Source organism: Bradyrhizobium roseum (assembly GCF_030413175.1).
In the GTDB taxonomy this organism is placed as follows: Bacteria; Pseudomonadota; Alphaproteobacteria; order Rhizobiales; family Xanthobacteraceae; genus Bradyrhizobium; species Bradyrhizobium roseum.
The window spans coordinates 5,932,777-5,950,671 of the sequence record NZ_CP129212.1; the positions used below are offsets into that span (position 1 = coordinate 5,932,777).

The window sequence follows — 17,895 nt, forward strand, 5'->3', positions numbered from 1 at the left end:
GCGCGGCGAATGGGAACGGACACCGATCGCCATTTCATCGAGCGCATGCATTGGGACGACGTTGCGCGGCGTATCGGGGATGGCGCAGTAGCGATATTGCCAATCGGCGCCGCAGCCAAACAACACGGCTTTCACCTTCCCCTCAATACCGACCGCATCCAGGCCGAATGGCTCGCCGGCCGGATGGCGCAGAAAATCGACGCGTTGATCTGGCCGACGCTGACCTACGGCCATTATCCTGCATTCGTCGAATATGCCGGCAGCAACAGCCTGACGATTTCGACCTTCGAGGCGCTGGTGCGCGAGGTCGCGGGACAGATTCTCGGCGGCGGATGCACAAGGCTTCTCGTGCTCGATACCGGCATCAGCACGCTGGCGCCGGTCGACCGCGCGCTGGCGCGGCTGGCGAGCGACCGGGTCAAGCATGTGTGGATCCACGGCGGGCCGCGCTATCCACGCATCGCCCGGCAGTTGGCCGAGCAGAGCCATGGCAGCCATGCCGACGAAATGGAGACCTCGCTGATGCTGGCGCTGGCGCCGCATCTGGTCGACATGGCGCGCGCCGAAGCCAGCCCCGCCCTGCAACATGAAACGCCGGGCGCCTTGACGCCGTCGGACCCGAGCTCGCCGAATTACAGCCGTTCCGGCAGCTTTGGTGATCCAACACGGGCGACGCCGGCCAAGGGCGAAGCCTTGCTTGCCGCGATGCTCGATGATCTCGACGAACAGGCTGCGGCCTTCATTGCGAAGGGCAGCGAGCTGCAACAGCCGGCCCGCATGGAAAGCGTGATGCGATGAAAATCGCCGGCGCCTTGCGCTGGAGCATCGCCGTCGCTGTCGTTGCGGCGATGCTGGCAGGCGCGCTGTCGTTCCGCGCCGGCGCGCAGTCGGAATATATGCGGGGCGACCGCATGCCCTATGATGCGTTCGACCGGTTGCCGAAGACCGATCTCGACGTATCCGGCGGCACCATCCATGTCGCATTCGCGCCAGGCCATTTCACGCTGCCGGAGGAAAAGCTGATCGGCTGGGTCAGGATGTCGGCCCGCGCCGTCACGGCCTATTACGGACGGTTTCCCGTCACATCGCTGCGGCTGCTGCTGGTGCCCGTGGATGGCGCGCGCGTCAACGGCGGCACGACGTGGGGCTATCGCGGCGCCGCCATTCGCATTCCGCTCGGCCGCGACGCTACCGAGAATGTCCTGCAGCGCGACTGGGTGATGGTGCACGAGATGGTGCACACGGCGCTACCCGACATGCCCGATCGTTATGGCTGGCTCTCCGAGGGACTGGCCGTCTATGTCGAGCCGGTCGCGCGGGTGCAGGCCGGCGACCTCCCGGCACGCGAAATCTGGCAAGCAATGATGCGCGACATGCCGAAGGGATTGCCGCTGGCCGGCGACCAGGGTCTCGACAACACGCCCACCTGGGGACGCAAATACTGGGGCGGCGCGATATTCTGCTTGCTGGCGGATATCGAAATCCGCAAGCGAACGAACAATCGTGTCGGCCTCCAGGACGCGATGCGCGGCGTGCTCGCCGCCGGCGGCAATCACGCGCAGGACTGGACCATCGAACGCGTTCTCGCAACCGCCGACAAGGCCGTCGGCGTCGACGTGCTGACCCGACTCCACGACGAGATGGGACCGAAACCGGTCACGCCGGACCTGGCCGCGCTGTGGCGCGACCTCGGATTGAAGCGGGTCGGCGAGCATATCGAATTCGATGACAGCGCGCCGCTCGCGGCGATCCGCGAGGCGATCACCGCGCCGCGCTTGCAGCAGGGCGACTGAAGCGGCCGATGATCCGGTGGCGATCGCCGCCGGATCGTTCAGCAAGAAAGATTGGAACCGGCAGCTGGCCGACGCTAACGAGATGCATCTCGCGGCTGGCGTTAAAGTTCCGAAAGCGGACACCAGGCAGACCGGCCGGTAAGCCCCAAAAATTTAAACATAAGACACGGACGCAGGTCAGCCGCCAAAGATTCACCTCAGATCTGAAGCAATCTCTCCATGTTTGCGACGACGTGGCATTGCGCCAGGCGGGAGGACTTTCAACGTGCGCGGAATGTTACCGAACAGTGAAGCGCGGATGCGGATGTGCATCATGAGGGTCGCGCACCGCGGACGCTGGACGTACCGGGACTGGACCCGGTGGAACTTCCTGTGGAAGTACTTTCCCTGGTACGCGCGCGAGATGCGCTATCGAGGAGATTTCTGCATCGGACAAGGCTGCATGCACTGGTTCTGGGAGAATCCCGATACCAAGGAGCGCGGTTATTGTTCGGCCGCGGTCTCGCGGACGCAACACATGATGTGGGCGACGGAACTGGAGGAAGCTCGAGGGCTCCCTGGGCAGCTCGGACAGAATGAGCAGGTAGCGCTGCTTCCCAATCCGGCTGGCAATGCGCCGCCACGTCGAACCAATGCGCTCAGGACGGTCGCAGGAATCGCCGCCTGGAGCGCCGTTATTGGATTGGCTGTGTATTGGCTGTGGTAACGGCTTGCGCCTGAGAAGATTCCCATACGCCAGACGCAGCTACTTGTCAGCCGGTGTCGGCAACAACACCAGCGCCGCGACCAGTCCCGCGGCGGCCGCCGCAGCAGCAGCGACGAACGGCCAGAGATAGCTGACCGCCGATCCCTGATCGCCTAGCATCGCGCCGAGAATGGCGATCCCGACCGCAAAACCGCCCTGGCGCATGACGACGGTGACGGCGGCGGCGATGCCGGCCAGATCCGGCGGCGCGAGTGACACTGCCGCGCCTGACAGTTGCGGGTGAGCCAGGGCGACGGCGACGCCGATCGCGGCAATTCCGCAGAAGGTGGGAATGAGCGGCGGCGCCGCGCCGCCCCACAGCAATGCGATGGCCATGGCGGCATTGCCAGCCGCAAGAATTCCCAGCGCCAGCGCGAAGTGCAGCCGCCATCCCAGCCGGCCGACGAGCCGGCCGCCCCATGGCGGCAGGAACAGCATCGGCAGCGTGGCCGTCAGCAGCGCGAGGCCGGCCACTTCCGAGGACCAGCCATAGGCCGCGGCGAGGAAAAGCGGCAGATAGACGAGGACGGCCCAGTAGCCGACCGATACGGCGCATAGCAGGATTGCGATGCCGATCATGGCCGGCCGGGCGAAGATGCCGGGATCGAGAATTGGCGCAGCGCGGTTTCTCTGCTGAATGCCGAACGCGGCGAAAAAGACCGCACTCAGCGCCAAGCCGGCCAGCAAGTGCGACGTCGAGGTACGGCCATGCAGCAGCGCCTCGACAAGCGCGGCCAGCGCCGCGGTGAACAGTGCGACGCCCGGCAGGTCGAGCGGCCGCGGCGCCGCCTCGCGCGCTTCCGCGACCAGCCGCGGCACGCCCCACGCTACCAGGGCGCAAGCCGGCAGGTTGATGAGAAAAATCCAGCGCCAGCCGATCCACGACGAGACCAGTCCGCCCATCGTCGGACCGAATGCCATCGCCACGCCGGACATCACGCCGACCAGGGCAAACGCATCCGCGCGCGCCCGCGCCTCGACATAGCGGCCTGCGATCAGCGCGTAGCCGCCGGTCACGATGAAGGCGGCCCCGATGCCCTGAAGCCCGCGCGCGGCCAAAAGCGTTGGTCCATCCCACGCCAGCCCGCACGCCAGCGAGGCGAACGCAAAGATGGCGTTGCCGACCAGCATCGCCCGCCGCCGACCGTGGCGATCCGCCAACGCACCCGCAAAGAGCAGGCAGGACGTGAAGGCCAGGCTGTAGGCATCCATCACCCAGGCGTATCCGGCGACATCGAATTCGAGTTCACGCGCGATCGCCGGCAGCGCAATGACGACCGCCGTCACGTCGAAATTGGTGAGGAAGGCCGCCATGCCCAGCAGCAACGCGGGCAGCATGGATTGTGCGGTCCGACCGGCATCGCCGCCGGGGATACTTGTTGGCTGAGTCATCGTGCGACCAGTCGTGTGCCGGATCGCCGGTTTTCGCCAACGCCAATTGTTCACATCGCCATGAATATCGTTCATAGTGCAGGACATGCGTACCCTTCCCCCTTTTGACGGACTGATTGCGTTCGACGCGACGCTGCGTCATCGCAGCATGACGCGCGCGGCCAGTGAGCTCGGACTCACCCAGAGCGCGATCAGCCACCGGCTCAGGAAGCTCGAAGGTTTTGTCGGCACACGGTTGCTGGATCGCACGTCAGGCGGCCTGTTGCCGACCGCAGCCGGCGTCACCCTAGCCGAGGGACTCGGGCGGATGCTCGACGAGATGGCGGAGCTGCGGGCGCGCTCGCGCGCCTCGTTGCGGCCGCAGACGCTCAAGATCGGCCTGGGCTCGGCACTCGCCAACCACTGGCTGGTGCGGCGCCTGCCGGCGTTTGCGTCTGCACATCCCGATGTCGCGATCGAACTCTGCATCGTCGAAGGCGACGTTCAGGCGCGCGCCCTCGATCTCGACATGCAGATCCGATGGATACCCAAAGCCGGCGCGCGCGCCACCTCGACCCAGCGCCTGCTGTTCGACGAAATGGTTTTCCCGGTGGCAGTCCCGTCCCTGCTGCCGCGCGGGCGGTCATTGCGCAAGCCTGACGTGCTCGGCACCTTGCCGGTGCTGCACAAGGGTATCGCCGGCCGCAACGACGGCGATGAGTGGTCGTGGCCGGCGTGGTTCGAACGGCTGGGCGTCGCCGCTCCCGTTCGAGCCGGACTTCGCTTCGACAATCTCGGCACGGCGCTCACGGCCGCCCTGCAGGGCAGCGGCGCTGTTCTGGCAAGGTCGTTGCTGGTTCACGATGCACTCGCGGAAAGGCAGCTTTGCCGCGTGTTATCGCCGGACTGGGATATGATGTGCAGCAAGGCGCACGTCATCCGCTGGCCCGCCGCGCTGGCGAGCGACAGGCGTGTCGCACTGTTCGCCGACTGGGTTACAGGGGAAGCGGAACGAACATCCCTTCAGTGAGAGTGTGCCGACGTCCACCGCCACCACCATCAGCCATCCCCTCCAAAATTCTGCCGTACGTCGAAAAGGGCTTGTGCAAGCCGCTTGCTGCCAATAGTGCAGGCGTAAGGGGCAGCAGACCCCGGAGAGGATGCCATCCCGTGAGAAGCTTGCCGTTCCGGCGGATCATCGAGGCCCCGGACTTCTGGCGCTTGTGGTATGTCGGCCTGGTCGTCGCCACCGTGCGCTGGCTGGAAACCGTCGTGGTCGGGATTGTCGTCTACCAGCGCACTGACTCGGCGTTCCTGGTCTCGATGATGACCATGCTGCGCCTGCTTCCGATGGGCCTGTTCGGGGTTTTTCTCGGCGCGCTCGCGGAGCGTTTTGATCGCGGGCGAACCCTGTTCGCGGTCGTGCTGATGATGAGCGGCACCTCCGCGGTGCTCGCCGTTCTGGATCAGGCCGGGCAACTCGAGGTCTGGCACTTCGCCGTCGCCAGCTTCATCAACGGCTGCGGCTGGTCCACCGACAACCCGGTGCGCCGCGTGATGATGGGCGAAGTCGTAGGCCGCGACAAGGTGGGCACCGCGATGTCGCTGGATGTCGGCGCCAGCAACGCCACCCGCATGATCGGCCCTGCCGTCGGCGGATTTCTCCTCGCCGGGACCGGCATCCATGGCGCCTTCATCCTCAGCGTGCTGATGTACGGCACCGCGCTGTTGGCGATCCTGACCATCCGAGCGCGGATTCCCCGCGCCGCGGGATCGAACGCCGTGCTGGCGCGGATCGGCGAGGGGCTGGCGCTGGTACGTGGCGACAGGCGGCTGATTGGCGTGCTGGTCGTCACCGTGATCTACAATCTCTTCGCGTGGCCCTTCACCAGCATGATCCCCGTCATCGGGCGCGACCGCCTGCACCTGGGCCCCGAAGGCGTCGGCTTGCTGGCGACCATGGACGGCATCGGCGCCTTCGTGGGCGCGATGCTGCTGGCGCTCTGGCTGACCCCGCGCTGGTATGGCCGGGCCTATATTGGCGGCGTCGTCTGCTACCTGATCACGGTGGTGATTTTCGCGCTGGTGCAAAGCCCGGCGCTGGCGGCCGCGGCCTTGCTGCTGACGGGACTGGGTGGCGCGGGATTCGGAACGATGCAGGCGACCCTGGTCTATCTCGCCGCGCCGGTGGAAATGCGCTCGCGTATCCTGGGCGTTCTCACCGTCTGCATCGGCACCGGGCCGATCGGCTTCGTGTGGCTGGGCTGGCTTGCCGACCACATCGGCGCCCACAACGCCACGGCCGTGACCGGCATTCTCGGCCTGGTCGCCATGGCTGCGACCTGGCGCTGGTGGAAGGATATTTGAGGAGACGAGGTTCGGCGACAGCGGCAGGCGGAACGTCCGTCACCGGCTATGATACCAATCCGTCCAGCGGACACCGGTCCGCTGGCCGTGACTTACGCTTCATTCGACGAGAGATCGGCCGCGTTGTCAGGGTTTGAAGACGTACCCTGGCCCGATGGCCACCGCGTCCGGAATGGGCGGCAGGTCGGAAAACAGCTCCGGCTTGTCCTTCATCACCTTCAAGATGTACTTCGGCTCGATGTGTGCATTGACATCGAAAGTGGACTTCAGGATTCCAAGCTTGGCCAGGCGTTCTTCAGCGCTGTTAAGCGCGCGATAATTGTTGGCTGACAACCGGCGATCCGCCTGCTGGATGTTAAACTGCATGGCCGCTTCGGCGATTTCCTGCTTGAGGCCGGGGATCCACCGCGTGGCAACCTGGGCGGCCAGCTTCGGATTCTTTCGCATCCATTGATCGGCCTCCGACACGGCGGCCAGGAATTTCTCGATGGTTGCGCCATTGGCCTGCACCCAGGGCCGGAGCGCGACGTTAAAGCCGATATACGAGATCACGTCGCCGCCGCGAATGAGTTCGAAGGCGCCCGGCACATCCTTGCCGGCGACGATCGGCCATGGATCCCATCCGGAAAATGCGTCGATGCCCTTGGCGAGCAGCGCCACCGTCATGTCCGGCGGCGGCGTATTCACCAGCGTGACGTCTTCCGGTTTCAGCCCGGCCTTCTCGAGGGTGGCTAGAACATAGAGATGGTTGATGGTGCCGAACGACGCCGCAATCTTCTTGCCGCGCAAGCTCGACAGGTCGCCCTTGACGATGCCGGAACCCTCGCGGGCAACGATCGCAACGGTGGCATCGGAACCGGCCTTGGTGGCGTTGCCGCTGTAATTGCCCAGCGCAACGAGGTCCATTCCGCGCAACACGGCGCCGATCATGGGCACACCGACCTGCACGATCTCGCTTTCACCGGCCTGCAACGCGTTGAGGGCGTCGACCCCGGTGGCATAAGGCCGGGCAATCGTCACATCGAGGCCGTTCTTCTCGAAGAAGCCGCGTTCGAGTGCGATCGGCAGGCCGATCTGATCGATCCCGGTCACCATGCCGGCCTTGAGTTTCGTCAGCGTTTGCGCACCCGCCGGCGTCCAGGCCAGCGCGAGCGCTGCCGCAAGCATCACCAATCTCTTCATTGTCATCCTCCCTGTTTTATCGGTCCCACCGCCGTCACCCAGTACGGCCGGGCAACGGCGTTGAGGTCCGTTCGTTTGACACCACGTAGTTCGATCGAATGGTCATCGGTGCCGGTGACCCTTCCATATGGCTGGAACGCCAGAACGTGAAACCGCTCGGGCGTGAACGGCAGCTCGATCTGGACATTGACCTTTTCCGACGAACCGCCGAGCTCGGGCGAAATCTTCCCGGGTGCGGCCAGCGTCAGCCAGAGCTGGAAGCCGGCCCAGGCGGCGATGACACCGACGACGATGCGAAACTTGCCTGAACCCACGGCTTCCGAGACGAGACTCATGCCGCACGCACCATCTGCAGCACGCTGGCCGAGAGGCGCTTGAACTCGTCATCGTTGACGAGGTCGTCCCAGACCCGGGGCCGCGGCAGGTTGACGTCCACCTGGTCGAGAATGCGCCCTTTCGACAGCACGACAACGCGATTGGCCAGGAAGACCGCTTCGGCGACGTCATGCGTGATGAAAACCACCGTCGGCCGGCGCTCCTGCCAGATCCGCGTCAGCTCTTCCTGCAGCGTCATGCGGGTTTGCGCATCGACGCTGGCAAAGGGTTCGTCCATCAGCAGCACCGCCGGATTGTTGGCCAGCGCCCGCACCACGCCGACGCGCTGCTGCATGCCACCGGACAATTCGTTGGGATACCGGTTGGCGGCGTGCGAAAGCCCGGCCAACGCCAGATACTCCCGGGCGATCTTGTCACGCTCGGCCTTCGGTACGCCGCGCATTTTCGGACCGAACCCGACATTGTCGAGCACGGTCTTCCACGGGAACAAGGCGAACGACTGGAACACGACGCCGCGTTCCGGGCCGGGCCCGATGACGGGTTTGCCGTCGAGCAGGATTTCGCCACCGGAATACGGAATGAAGCCGGCGATCATGTTGAGGATGGTGGTCTTGCCGCAGCCGGACGGGCCGACGACCGAAACGAACTCGCCCTGCTGCACGTCGAGCGAGACATCGTGGACCGCCGTGACATGCGCGCCCGCGTAAGGATCGAAATAGGTCTTTGCCAGGTTGCGGAGCGAGAGCGTCTTCATGATGTCACCAATCCCCAACGCTGGCCAGTTGCGCGTTCAAGCGGCGCCAGGATCCAGGCGTCCACGATGTACCAAAGCAGGCCCAGAATGATCATTCCGAGCAGAATCTCATTGGTGGAGCCGGCGCGTCGCGCATCGAACATCATGAAGCCGATGCCGCTGGTGCCGACGATGATCTCGACGGCGATGAGCGCACGCCAGCCATAGCCAAGCCCGTTGCGCAAGCCGGTGATGATGTTGGGCAGCGCGCCGGGCAGCGTCACCTCCCAGAGCACGCGCGCCGGCGACGCGCCGAGACTGCGCGCGGCCCGCGCCAGATCGCGCGGCACCGACTCCACGCCGAGGACCGTGTTGAGCACCACCGGAAACAGCACGGTATAGACGATCACGAACGTCATCGTCGTCAGCCCGAAGCCGAACCAGATCAGGAGGATCGGGAGCCAGGCAATGTCTCCGATGGCCTGGAAGAACAGCAGGATCGGCCAGCAGATGCGATGGGCCCACCGGCTGGTACCGATCAGAACGCCGAGCGGAATGCCAAGCGCCATGCCCAGCGCAGCGCCGGAAAAAAGACGGATCAGGCTGTCCTGCAGATAATCCGGCAGAATGCCCTTGTACGTCAGCGTGGCGAACGACCTGGCGACGTCGAGCGGCCCCGGCAGAAATGCCCGCGGAAATACCCCGGCTTCGGTGACAGCGGTCCACAGCGCGACCACGGGAATGAACGGAATGATGGCGGCAAGCGCCGGCCATCGCTGCGTCAACCGCAAATATCCACTCCAGCATTGCAGCGATACGTTCATGCGCGCCTCACCATGCCCCAGCGCTCGATGGTGGAGCGTTCGAGCGGAACCAGCAGAAGGCGGTCGATCAACAGCCACAGCACGCCGATCACGATCATGCCGAACACGATGACTTCGGTCCGGTAGAAGTCGCGGGCCACGAACAGCATGTAGCCAAGGCCGACATTGGTCGCGATCATCTCGGCTGCGATCAGGCCGCGCCACGCGAAGCCGAGCCCGGTGCGGATGCCGGTGACGATGTTCGGAAGCGCGCCGGGCAGCAGGACCTCCGTCAGCAATGCCCAGCGCCCGGCGCCGAGCGAGGCCGCCGCGTTACGCACGGCGTGCGGAATGGTTTTGACACCGAGCAAGGTGTTGTAGGCCACCACGAAGAACACCGCGTTGAAGATGACAAACACGATCGCGCCGAAGCCGTAGCCGAACCACAGCGTCGCAATCGGAATCCATGCGATGCCGGCCAGAACCGAGAAGAAGCGAAACAGCGGCGTCAGGAACGCGGCAACCCCCGCACTGACACCCATCGCAATGCCGAGCGGAACGGCGGTGACGACCCCGATCAGGGTGCCGAGGCCGACGCGCAGCAGGCTGGCGCCGATATGGGCGATCAGCGTGCCGTCGCGGATCGATTCGAGCGCAGCGGCACCCACCGCGCCGACGGACGGAAACACCCGGGGATTGATCTGGAACAGCGGCACGACGACGGCCCATACCGCCACAAGCGCCAGCAGCGGCGCGACGAACATCGCGGTCCCGGCGAGCGAATTCACGCTTCGCACGATCCAAGGCCGCCGCGGTTTCGCTTCCGTCGTCACCTGCACTCCATCTCCCCGCACGCTACCGACATTTTTGCCGGCCTTGTTGTTATCTCTTAGAACGGCATCGTCGTCAGCGACGCCTCTTTACATCACCGTTCAAGGCGCTTTCCCTTCACCTTGGCAGTCGCGAGCGCGACGCCCCCGTTGCGCGCGGCACCGGAAGCTGCAGCCTTCTTGTCGGAAATCTTGAACTTCGTGTATCCGAGCACCCGCTCCATCGCGGCCCGCGCCTTCTCGGCGTCACCTGCGTCAATGGCGCGCGCTGCAAGCGCATGGTTCGGCAGATTGTCCTTGAACCAGCCGGCGCTTCCGATGGCGACGACGAACACCGTGCTGAGGATGGTATCGATCGCGCCCCGAAAACCCTGCAATACAGGGTTGTGCGTCGCGTCCAGAATCGCGAGATGGAATGCCTTGTCGGCGGCGGTCGCGCCGGCGTGGTCCTTGGAGGCTTCCATCGCCGCGAGCGCGGCGTTGATCCGGGCGCGATCGGCCTTGGTCGCGCGCTGGGCCGCCAACGCAGCCGCGGCCGGCTCGATGATGGAGCGGACTTCCTGGATCGCCAGTAGCAGCTCGCGGTCCGGCTCTCCCTGCCCTATCAGCCAACTCAGGACATCGCGATCGAGAAGACTCCATTGGTGACGGGGCAGCACATGCGTGCCGTGACGCGGGCGCACGCTGACGAGACCCTTGGCGGCAAGCGTCTTGACGACCTCGCGTACCACGCCACGCCCGACACCAAAACGCGCTTCGAGGTCCGGCTCCGGCGGCAGCGCGGCGCCGACCGGAATTCGGTCCTGCGCGATCTCGCGGCCAAGCGTCGCAAGCACGGCTCCGATGCGGCCGGGCTTGATCGGCTTGTCTACGGCGTTCAGCCGTGTCCTGGCCACGCACGTTCCTCCCTCCCTGCTTGTTTGCGCAGGTGAGCAGTCCGCTTAGCACGCAAATGGACATGCTGGCAATCATCGGATGTTTAACATCGGATGATTGAACGTTTTCGGGCAGCCTCGTTATTTGGACCGATGTCCGCATGCCCAGCAGCTGCCGTTCCAGGCCGGCTGAGCCAATTGAACCATCGGTATGGATTTCGGTCTGTTAACGAAGCGCGAGGCCGTCCTTCAGCCTGTTGGTAGGGTCACGGCTGTCCCGAGCGGGACCCGCTTTTATCGGAACGATGTCGGCGCAACCGCATTGCATCTCAAACAGGCGCCCCGCACTCCGGGGCTTTTCTTTGGGGACTGGTCATGTTCTGGATCGAAGCTATCATCAACATTTCCGCTTTCGCCGGCTTCATCGGCCTCGCCAACCGTCGCTCGATAGCTGATCCGTCCGATTGATTCCAATATTGCGATGGGCCGTATCGCGCGGTGAGAACTATCCGCTCGTGCTGTCGCCGCTTTCTCCCGGCTCGGGCAGAGCACCCGCACCCGGCGTTTTGCTGTTGTCTGTCAGCTCGGGTTTCGCGTGCGGCCCCGCTGCGGGCGTTTTTGACGATTGTTGCGCGCGCTGTTTGTCCTTGGGTTGATCTTCCCCGCGAGCGTCCCGGATTATGCCGTGGTCTTTGCTGTTTTCCATGCGGAACAAGTCCCGACATGGCGCGTGGTTCCCTGACGGGTGGTGTCCGGCGCATCACCTTTCGAGTTGCACGGTCCCACCCTGCTAGATCGGCTTCTTGCGCTTGCCGGCGCTATCGTCGTTCGAATCCATCTTGACGACACTTATTTCACCATTCGCCTCCAGGTGGGCATGCTTGACCTCCGACATGTCAGACACGCCCTGCTGGCGCAGTTGGCCCCGCAACTCCTCCTCGGTGATGAATTGCGAGCGCATGTTCCTACGGTTCATTTTTCCGTTGTCGATAAGAACGAGCGGTGCGGGGGCAAGCAGGCGCTCAAAAATCTTGAAATGATAGCTCAGCCAGTTCAGGAAGATGTCCCAGAACACGATGGTGAGCACCAACAGAACACCTTCCGTAACCGACTTATATTCCTTCGCGAACCCGTTTTGCGCTGCATCCGCCATCAGGACGATGACCAGGATGTCAGCGATTCCGATCGTCGATGATTGCCGGAGCATGACGAACCGGAGGATCAGGAACAGGGCGAGATACATCACCGTTCCGCGGATCACGATCTCGGCCAGAGAATGCGTGGGAATCAGGAGTTCCGACCACTCGATGAGAAATATCTTGTCCAATGCGCCCTCGCATTTCTGTGGTTGAACCAGTGCGAATGTCGCAGGCTCAAAGGAACACCTCAGCCTGTGACATTTTCGCTGTCCCAAGAGCAGCAAAGAGACGGTGACATCAATCGAAAATCCAATGAAGACATTTCGGAGCAAACGGCAGGGAACCGACACTGCGATTCTCTCAACGCAAAGGCAAGGCGGCCAGATTGCAAATCGTCCGATGAGCTACAGCGGTGACGTGCCGCATGACGGCACGCCCTATTGCTTCACTTGAGCGGCGCGGGCAGTCGGCGGTCCTGCTGAAGGCTGATGGTTCCGCGAGACGGACAGCTTACCTTGATTGGCGAACTCCAGCCGCTTCAGACATACCAGTCACGTCCCTCGAGATCCGCTTCGCCTCGCAAAGCGGATACCGGTCAAAGCGGCCACTGAATTGGCTTCGGGCGGCTTCGAGCGCCCCTACGCGACCGGCACGATCTTGCCGGGATTGAAAATGTTCTGCGGGTCGAGCGCCTGCTTCAGCGCGCGCATGGCGTCGATCGCCTCTACGCCGAGTTCGGCCTTGAGGTATTTCTGCTTGCCCTGCCCGATGCCGTGCTCGCCGGTGCAGGTGCCGCCCATCGCCTGCGCGCGCTCGACCAGGCGGTGCATGAAATCCTCGCCGCGCGCCATTTCTGCGGCATTGTCGACATCGCAGACCAGCGAGCAGTGGAAATTGCCGTCGCCGACATGGCCGACAATCGGCGACAGCAAACCAAGCCGCTTCAGATCGTCCTCGGTCTCGGTGACGCAATCGGCCAGCCGCGAGATCGGCACGCAGACGTCGGTCGCCACCACGCCTGCGCCCGGGCGCAGCGCCTTGACCGACCAGTAGGCGTCATGGCGGGCCTGCCAGAGCTTGGTGCGGTCCTCCGGCTTGGTGGTCCAGGTGAAGTCGCCGCCGCCGCATTCCTTGGCGATCTCGCTGAAATTTCGGGACTGCTCGGCCACCTCGACCTCGCTGCCGTGGAACTCCAGCAGCAGCAGCGGCGTCTCCGGCAGGGTGAGCTTTGAATAGGCATTACAGGCGCGGACCTGTTCGGCGTTGAGCAGTTCGATGCGCGCCAGCGGGATGCCGGTCTGGATGGCAAGGATCGTGGCCTGGCAGGCGCCGCGTACGGTCTCGAACGAGCAGGCGGCGGCCGCGATCGTCTCGGGGATGCCGCGCAGCTTGATGGTGAGTTCGGTGATGATGCCGAGCGTGCCTTCGGCGCCGATGAACAGGTGCGTGAGGTCGTAGCCGGCCGATGATTTCTTGGCGCGCGTGCCGGTCGTGATGATCGCGCCGTCGCCGCGCACGACTTTCAGCGCCAGCACGTTATCGCGCATGGTGCCATAGCGCACGGCATTGGTGCCGGACGCCCGCGTCGAGGCCATGCCGCCGAGCGAGGCGTCGGCGCCGGGATCGATCGGGAAGAACAATCCCTGGTCGCGCAGATGCTCGTTCAGCGCCTTGCGGGTAACGCCAGGCTGAATCACGCAGTCCAGATCCTCCGCATGAACGTCAAGAATTTGGTTCATGTCGCGCAGGTCAATGCAGACACCGCCGGCCGGCGCGTTGACCTGCCCCTCCAGCGAGGTGCCGGTGCCGAAGGCGATCACGGGAACGGAATGTTTGGCGCAGATCCGCACCACATCCTGGATGTCCTGGGTTTCCTGCGCCATTACCACGGCGTCCGGCGGCTGGGTCGGCAGCCAGGTGGTGGTATGGGCGTGCTGCTCGCGCACCGCCTGCGAGGTGATCAGCCGGTTGCCGAACCGCGCCGCCAGCGCCTCGATCGCACCCGCCAGCGCCTGCGGCTCCGGCCGCTTCGGATTATTCGTTATCGTCGTCGCCACAGCCAAATTCCTCCGGATTTGAGCGGACCGTGGCAAAGGATATAAGGGGGGTCAAGAGCCGCAAAAACAAAGGGATGGATGATGACGAGCGCTGTAGCCGATGAGAACAGTTTGAAGGATATGCCGTTGCCGCCGGCGCCGTTTCTGTCCTCGGTGATGCAGATCGAACCGCAATGGATCGATTATAACGGCCACCTCAACATGGCCTATTACAACGTGATGATGGACCGCGCGATCGACCAGATGTGGCTGCATCTCGGGATCGGGCCGGCCTACATGAAGGAGCGCCACGGCTCGACCTTCACCGCCGAAGCCCATGTTCGGTACCTGCGCGAAATCCACCTCGGCGATCCCGTTCAGATCTCGGTTTACCTGTTAGGCCATGACGAGAAGCGGCTGCATACGTTCGAGGAATTGCGCCACGCCACCGAAGGCTGGCTCTCCGCCACCTCGGAAAACATGACGCTGCATATGGACATGAAGGCACGCAAGGTGGCGCCGTTCCCGCCGGACATTCGCGAACGCATCGAGGCGGTGGTGGCGTCGCATGCCGCCGTGCCGCGGCCCGAAGGGATCGGCCGCACGGTGGCGATGCCGAAAAAATAACGTAACGACTGTTCAGGCCGGCAGCCCGGCCTCCTGCAGCGCGCCGACCACCAGATCGCACTGGCTCGGCGGCAGCGGCGGCATGCCCTGCTGCACTTCCGATACCGTGAGATCGGGATAGTGCTGCCGCAGCGCGTCGAGGCTGCGGCGGGCCTGCGGCACCTGCCCGGCGAGCACATGGGCCGGACAAAGCGTCCGATGCACCCAGATCGACGACGGATGCTCGGCCAGCGCCCGTTCCTGCCAGCGGGCGCCTTCGGCATATTGACCGGCGGTGAAAAGCGCGCAGCCGATTCCAACCATGCTGTTGAATGCCAGCGGATCGTGCGGCGCAAGGTCGAGCGCGATCTTGAAGCGCTCGACGGCGGATTGCGGATCGCCCTTGTAGACGTCGATCCATCCGCCGCGGCTCCAGGCCCATGCCGATCCGCCGTCGATCGCCAACGCCTTGCGCGTGACGAGATCGGCGGCATCGAACTCGTTGAGCAGCGACAGCGCATTGCCCAGGATGGCGAGCACCGCGGCGTCGTTGCTCAGGGTCCTCGCCTTGTGCACGAGTTCGAGGCTTCGCGCACGCTCCGGCGAGGGCGCGGACGTGAAATGATAGACGACACGCTGAACATGCGCCCAGGCGGCAAGCGCGGTCGCGAGGGGATGGTCCGGGTCCATCTGCAGCGCGCGATCGAGCAGTTCCAGCGCGCGGGCATTACCGTTGGCGTCAAGGGAGAGAACGCCGGGCATGGCGCGAAGTGCGAGATCGTAAGCGCCGAGGCAGGCCACAGGTTTTCGCAGCGCGTGATCGATCTCGGCCAACCGCAGACTTGGCTGCAGCGCCGCCGCGATCCGGGCCGCAAGATGTTCGCCACTTGCCGTTTCGTCGCGCAGGACGCCATCGGCGCGATGTGCCCAGAGCTGGCGGCCGGTTTCGGTGTCGATCAGCCTGACGACGAGCTGGGTGTGGACGCCCGTGCCCCTGATCGCGGCGGTCAGGAGATGGCGGGCCACCCGCGTCCCGGTGACGACCGAAATCCCGGCGCGGGTCAGTGCAGCGACGAGATCGTCGGCCAGATCGGCAGCCATCTCGCGATTTTCCACCGACGCCTCGATTGGCCCGAACGCCATTGCCGGCCGGTCCCGGGCCGGCACAAGCATGGGGGGCATTCGGCCGAGCGAGGCGGTAAAGGCGGCCTGCCGCGTCAGCGTCTGCGATGGTGTCTCGCCGTAGCGACGGCGGTACGCGATCGAGAATCGCCCGAAATGCGGAAAGCCGCAGCGCAGCGCCACGTCCATGATCCTGACGCCGGGCGTCCCCTGCAACAGCTCGCGCCGGGCGCATTCGAGCCCGATCTCACGCAGCGCGGCGCGCGGGGTCTTGCCGATAAAGCTCAGGAACTGGCGTTGCAAGGTCCGGCCGGAAGTGCCGGCAATGGCAGCCAATTCCGTCAGCCGCCATTTGCGGCCGAGATTGCCACGCATTGCATCCAACGCGCGCCTGACCCCGCGGGGCACCGGCGACGTCGCCGACGAAATGTCCTGACTGGTAATCATCCGCAACTCCGAAGGTCCCTGGTTGTAGGTCCCCGGATCGGCCGAAAGGTTCACGATCGGGATAGCCGTGTCGCGAAGTGGATAGGCGTCTGAAGCTCCCCCGGCCTAAGCCCGGATGGCGCCCCACCGTCAGATCCACGCCTCAAGGAGCAAGCACATGGTTACATCCACTGCCGTCAAGACCGAACAATCCGGCCAGATCGACCTTTCCGCCCTCAAGACCAAGCAGCACGGCGCCTGGTCGTCCGGCGACTATGCCATTGTCGGCACCACACTGCAGATCGTCGGCGAGGAGCTGTGCGAGGCGCTCGACCTCCGGGCCGGCCAGAAGGTGCTCGACGTCGCCGCCGGCAACGGCAATGCGACGCTCGCCGCCGCGCGCCGCTGGTGCGAGGTGACCTCGACCGACTATGTACCGAGCCTGCTCGAACGCGGCCGCGCGCGTGCCACGGCGGAAGGCCTGTCGGTCCAGTTCAGGGAAGCCGATGCGGAAGCGCTCGACTTCGGCGACGCGACATTCGACGCCGTGCTCTCAACCTTCGGCGTGATGTTCACGCCGGATCAGGACCGCGCAGCCGCCGAGCTGATGCGGGTATGCAAGAGCGGCGGCAAGATCGGCCTCGCCAACTGGACTCCGGAGGGCTTTATCGGGCAGTTGTTCAAGACGCTCGGCAAGTACCTGCCGCCGCCGGCCGGCGCGAAATCGCCGGCGCTGTGGGGAACGCAGGCGCGCATCACGGAGATGTTTGACACGTCCGCGGCTTCCATCAAGACCGAGCGGCGTCAATTCACGTTCCGCTACCGTTCGCCGATGCACTTTCTCGACGTGTTCAGGACCTACTATGGCCCGACGCTGAAAGCCTTTGCCGCACTTGATGAAACCAACCAGCGCCGCCTCGCCGACGATATCCTGAAACTGATCGCCTCGATGAACCGCGCCGAGGATGGCACCATGGTGCTGCCGAGCGAGTATCTGGAGATCGTCATCGTCAAGCGCTGACGGCCGTCAAAAAATATCGGGGCGGCAACGGCCGATTCAGCCGTCACCGCCCCAATATCAATTCAGCGGCTTGCGCTAAGCGTTGCCTCGTCCGCGCACCAGCCCGACCACCGCCGAGACCAGGAACAGGACGATGGCGATGAAGAAGATCGCCTTGGCGATTTCGATGGAGACGCCGGCGACGCCCCCGAAGCCCAGAATACCCGCGATCAACGCGACGACCAGAAACGTAACGACCCAGCTCAGCATGACACCACCTCGATTGTCTGTTGCTCTCGCGACGACGGCGACTGCAGTGTCGCGCACCGACTGACTGAACAATTCAGCGCGAAAACGAAGGTTCCGGCGTGGGAAACCCCGAAATTTCACGATTCGGGCGGAACAAAATCGCGGGCCTGTCCCGAAATCCGGACTGCAAAAGCGCCGGGATAAAACCTGTCAAAACGACCGGACAGGCCCTATATGGCCCTTAATCCCTGCTATGAAGGCTCCCCTTATCCGCCTCACGGT

19 protein-coding genes are annotated in these 17,895 nt (G+C 64.4%); 7 read left to right on the plus strand and 12 right to left on the minus strand.

What is annotated here, in order from left to right; all coding sequences use genetic code 11:
- The first annotated feature begins 9 nt into the window (after nucleotides 1-9).
- From QUH67_RS28060 to QUH67_RS28070, 3 genes are all read left to right on the plus strand, one after another.
- Nucleotides 10-798 (plus strand): creatininase family protein, encoded by a 789-nt coding sequence (locus QUH67_RS28060; protein WP_300942706.1) that lies wholly within the window; start codon nucleotides 10-12, stop codon nucleotides 796-798.
- Nucleotides 795-1,793: a hypothetical protein gene (locus QUH67_RS28065; protein ID WP_300942708.1), complete on the plus strand. Its 999-nt coding sequence runs from the start codon at nucleotides 795-797 to the stop codon at nucleotides 1,791-1,793. The genes QUH67_RS28060 and QUH67_RS28065 overlap by 4 nt, the downstream gene beginning before the upstream one ends.
- A gap of 313 nt (nucleotides 1,794-2,106) precedes the next feature.
- Nucleotides 2,107-2,499: a hypothetical protein gene (locus QUH67_RS28070; protein WP_300942709.1), complete on the plus strand. Its 393-nt coding sequence runs from the start codon at nucleotides 2,107-2,109 to the stop codon at nucleotides 2,497-2,499.
- A 39-nt stretch (nucleotides 2,500-2,538) separates the two neighbouring features.
- Here QUH67_RS28070 and QUH67_RS28075 read toward each other — a convergent pair whose 3' ends face one another.
- Nucleotides 2,539-3,876 carry an MFS transporter gene (locus QUH67_RS28075; protein WP_300942710.1) on the minus strand — a complete coding sequence of 446 codons (1,338 nt, stop codon included), beginning with the start codon at nucleotides 3,874-3,876 and terminating at the stop codon, nucleotides 2,539-2,541.
- Nucleotides 3,877-4,015: 139 nt separating this feature from the next.
- Between QUH67_RS28075 and QUH67_RS28080 the strand changes: the two genes are divergently transcribed.
- A complete protein-coding gene (locus tag QUH67_RS28080; protein ID WP_300942712.1) occupies nucleotides 4,016-4,939 on the plus strand; it encodes a LysR family transcriptional regulator in 924 nt (307 codons plus the stop codon).
- A 140-nt stretch (nucleotides 4,940-5,079) separates the two neighbouring features.
- Nucleotides 5,080-6,276, plus strand: coding sequence for an MFS transporter (locus QUH67_RS28085; protein ID WP_300942714.1), 1,197 nt, complete (start codon nucleotides 5,080-5,082; stop codon nucleotides 6,274-6,276).
- Nucleotides 6,277-6,402: 126 nt separating this feature from the next.
- Here the strand turns inward: QUH67_RS28085 and QUH67_RS28090 are convergent, their stop codons facing one another.
- The 9 genes from QUH67_RS28090 to QUH67_RS28130 all read right to left on the minus strand — a co-directional run bounded on the left by QUH67_RS28090 (nucleotide 6,403) and on the right by QUH67_RS28130 (nucleotide 14,231).
- On the minus strand, nucleotides 6,403-7,458 hold the full coding sequence (locus tag QUH67_RS28090; protein ID WP_300942715.1) for an ABC transporter substrate-binding protein: 1,056 nt from the start codon (nucleotides 7,456-7,458) through the stop codon (nucleotides 6,403-6,405).
- Between the two features lie 2 nt (nucleotides 7,459-7,460).
- Nucleotides 7,461-7,793: a hypothetical protein gene (locus QUH67_RS28095; protein WP_300942717.1), complete on the minus strand. Its 333-nt coding sequence runs from the start codon at nucleotides 7,791-7,793 to the stop codon at nucleotides 7,461-7,463.
- Nucleotides 7,790-8,548 (minus strand): ABC transporter ATP-binding protein, encoded by a 759-nt coding sequence (locus tag QUH67_RS28100; RefSeq protein ID WP_300942718.1) that lies wholly within the window; start codon nucleotides 8,546-8,548, stop codon nucleotides 7,790-7,792. The genes QUH67_RS28095 and QUH67_RS28100 overlap by 4 nt, the downstream gene beginning before the upstream one ends.
- The gene (locus QUH67_RS28105; protein WP_300942719.1) at nucleotides 8,545-9,351 is read right to left on the minus strand and encodes an ABC transporter permease; all 807 of its coding nucleotides are present in this window, start codon (nucleotides 9,349-9,351) and stop codon (nucleotides 8,545-8,547) included. Before QUH67_RS28105 ends, QUH67_RS28100 begins: the two co-directional genes overlap by 4 nt.
- Nucleotides 9,348-10,118: an ABC transporter permease gene (locus QUH67_RS28110; RefSeq protein WP_300942722.1), complete on the minus strand. Its 771-nt coding sequence runs from the start codon at nucleotides 10,116-10,118 to the stop codon at nucleotides 9,348-9,350. The genes QUH67_RS28105 and QUH67_RS28110 overlap by 4 nt, the downstream gene beginning before the upstream one ends.
- A 137-nt stretch (nucleotides 10,119-10,255) precedes the next feature.
- A complete protein-coding gene (locus QUH67_RS28115) occupies nucleotides 10,256-11,056 on the minus strand; it encodes a FadR/GntR family transcriptional regulator (RefSeq protein ID WP_300942724.1) in 801 nt (266 codons plus the stop codon).
- Nucleotides 11,057-11,540: 484 nt separating this feature from the next.
- Nucleotides 11,541-11,741, minus strand: a complete 201-nt coding sequence (locus QUH67_RS28120) for a hypothetical protein (RefSeq protein ID WP_300942725.1) — start codon at nucleotides 11,739-11,741, stop codon at nucleotides 11,541-11,543.
- 84 nt (nucleotides 11,742-11,825) lie between these two features.
- Nucleotides 11,826-12,362: a DUF421 domain-containing protein gene (locus QUH67_RS28125; protein ID WP_300942726.1), complete on the minus strand. Its 537-nt coding sequence runs from the start codon at nucleotides 12,360-12,362 to the stop codon at nucleotides 11,826-11,828.
- 450 nt (nucleotides 12,363-12,812) lie between these two features.
- The gene (locus tag QUH67_RS28130; protein WP_300942728.1) at nucleotides 12,813-14,231 is read right to left on the minus strand and encodes an FAD-binding oxidoreductase; all 1,419 of its coding nucleotides are present in this window, start codon (nucleotides 14,229-14,231) and stop codon (nucleotides 12,813-12,815) included.
- Nucleotides 14,232-14,309: 78 nt separating this feature from the next.
- Between QUH67_RS28130 and QUH67_RS28135 the strand changes: the two genes are divergently transcribed.
- Nucleotides 14,310-14,837 (plus strand): thioesterase family protein, encoded by a 528-nt coding sequence (locus QUH67_RS28135; protein WP_300942729.1) that lies wholly within the window; start codon nucleotides 14,310-14,312, stop codon nucleotides 14,835-14,837.
- Between the two features lie 12 nt (nucleotides 14,838-14,849).
- On the opposite strand, the gene QUH67_RS28140 is transcribed toward QUH67_RS28135, so the two are convergent.
- Nucleotides 14,850-16,385 (minus strand): helix-turn-helix domain-containing protein, encoded by a 1,536-nt coding sequence (locus QUH67_RS28140; protein WP_300942731.1) that lies wholly within the window; start codon nucleotides 16,383-16,385, stop codon nucleotides 14,850-14,852.
- A 157-nt stretch (nucleotides 16,386-16,542) separates the two neighbouring features.
- Here QUH67_RS28140 and QUH67_RS28145 point away from each other — a divergent pair, with 157 nt between their 5' ends.
- Entirely contained in the window at nucleotides 16,543-17,385 is an 843-nt protein-coding gene (locus QUH67_RS28145) for a class I SAM-dependent methyltransferase (RefSeq protein ID WP_300942732.1), read from the plus strand.
- Between the two features lie 75 nt (nucleotides 17,386-17,460).
- Here QUH67_RS28145 and QUH67_RS28150 read toward each other — a convergent pair whose 3' ends face one another.
- Nucleotides 17,461-17,634, minus strand: a complete 174-nt coding sequence (locus QUH67_RS28150) for a DUF1328 domain-containing protein (protein ID WP_300942734.1) — start codon at nucleotides 17,632-17,634, stop codon at nucleotides 17,461-17,463.
- Nucleotides 17,635-17,895: the final 261 nt, after the last annotated feature.

Bases quoted from the DNA above. Each gene is read 5' to 3' on its own strand.
- QUH67_RS28065 (WP_300942708.1), top strand. From the start codon at position 795: ATGAAAATCGCCGGCGCCTTGCGCTGGAGCATCGCCGTCGCTGTCGTT.
- QUH67_RS28070 (WP_300942709.1), top strand. From the start codon at position 2,107: ATGAGGGTCGCGCACCGCGGACGCTGGACGTACCGGGACTGGACCCGG.
- QUH67_RS28105 (WP_300942719.1), bottom strand. From the start codon at position 9,351: ATGAACGTATCGCTGCAATGCTGGAGTGGATATTTGCGGTTGACGCAG.
- QUH67_RS28090 (WP_300942715.1), bottom strand. From the start codon at position 7,458: ATGAAGAGATTGGTGATGCTTGCGGCAGCGCTCGCGCTGGCCTGGACG.
- QUH67_RS28150 (WP_300942734.1), bottom strand. From the start codon at position 17,634: ATGCTGAGCTGGGTCGTTACGTTTCTGGTCGTCGCGTTGATCGCGGGT.
- QUH67_RS28075 (WP_300942710.1), bottom strand. From the start codon at position 3,876: ATGCTGCCCGCGTTGCTGCTGGGCATGGCGGCCTTCCTCACCAATTTC.
- QUH67_RS28135 (WP_300942729.1), top strand. From the start codon at position 14,310: ATGATGACGAGCGCTGTAGCCGATGAGAACAGTTTGAAGGATATGCCG.
- QUH67_RS28120 (WP_300942725.1), bottom strand. From the start codon at position 11,741: ATGGAAAACAGCAAAGACCACGGCATAATCCGGGACGCTCGCGGGGAA.
- QUH67_RS28140 (WP_300942731.1), bottom strand. From the start codon at position 16,385: ATGATTACCAGTCAGGACATTTCGTCGGCGACGTCGCCGGTGCCCCGC.
- QUH67_RS28080 (WP_300942712.1), top strand. From the start codon at position 4,016: ATGCGTACCCTTCCCCCTTTTGACGGACTGATTGCGTTCGACGCGACG.
- QUH67_RS28095 (WP_300942717.1), bottom strand. From the start codon at position 7,793: ATGAGTCTCGTCTCGGAAGCCGTGGGTTCAGGCAAGTTTCGCATCGTC.
- QUH67_RS28060 (WP_300942706.1), top strand. From the start codon at position 10: ATGGGAACGGACACCGATCGCCATTTCATCGAGCGCATGCATTGGGAC.
- QUH67_RS28100 (WP_300942718.1), bottom strand. From the start codon at position 8,548: ATGAAGACGCTCTCGCTCCGCAACCTGGCAAAGACCTATTTCGATCCT.
- QUH67_RS28145 (WP_300942732.1), top strand. From the start codon at position 16,543: ATGGTTACATCCACTGCCGTCAAGACCGAACAATCCGGCCAGATCGAC.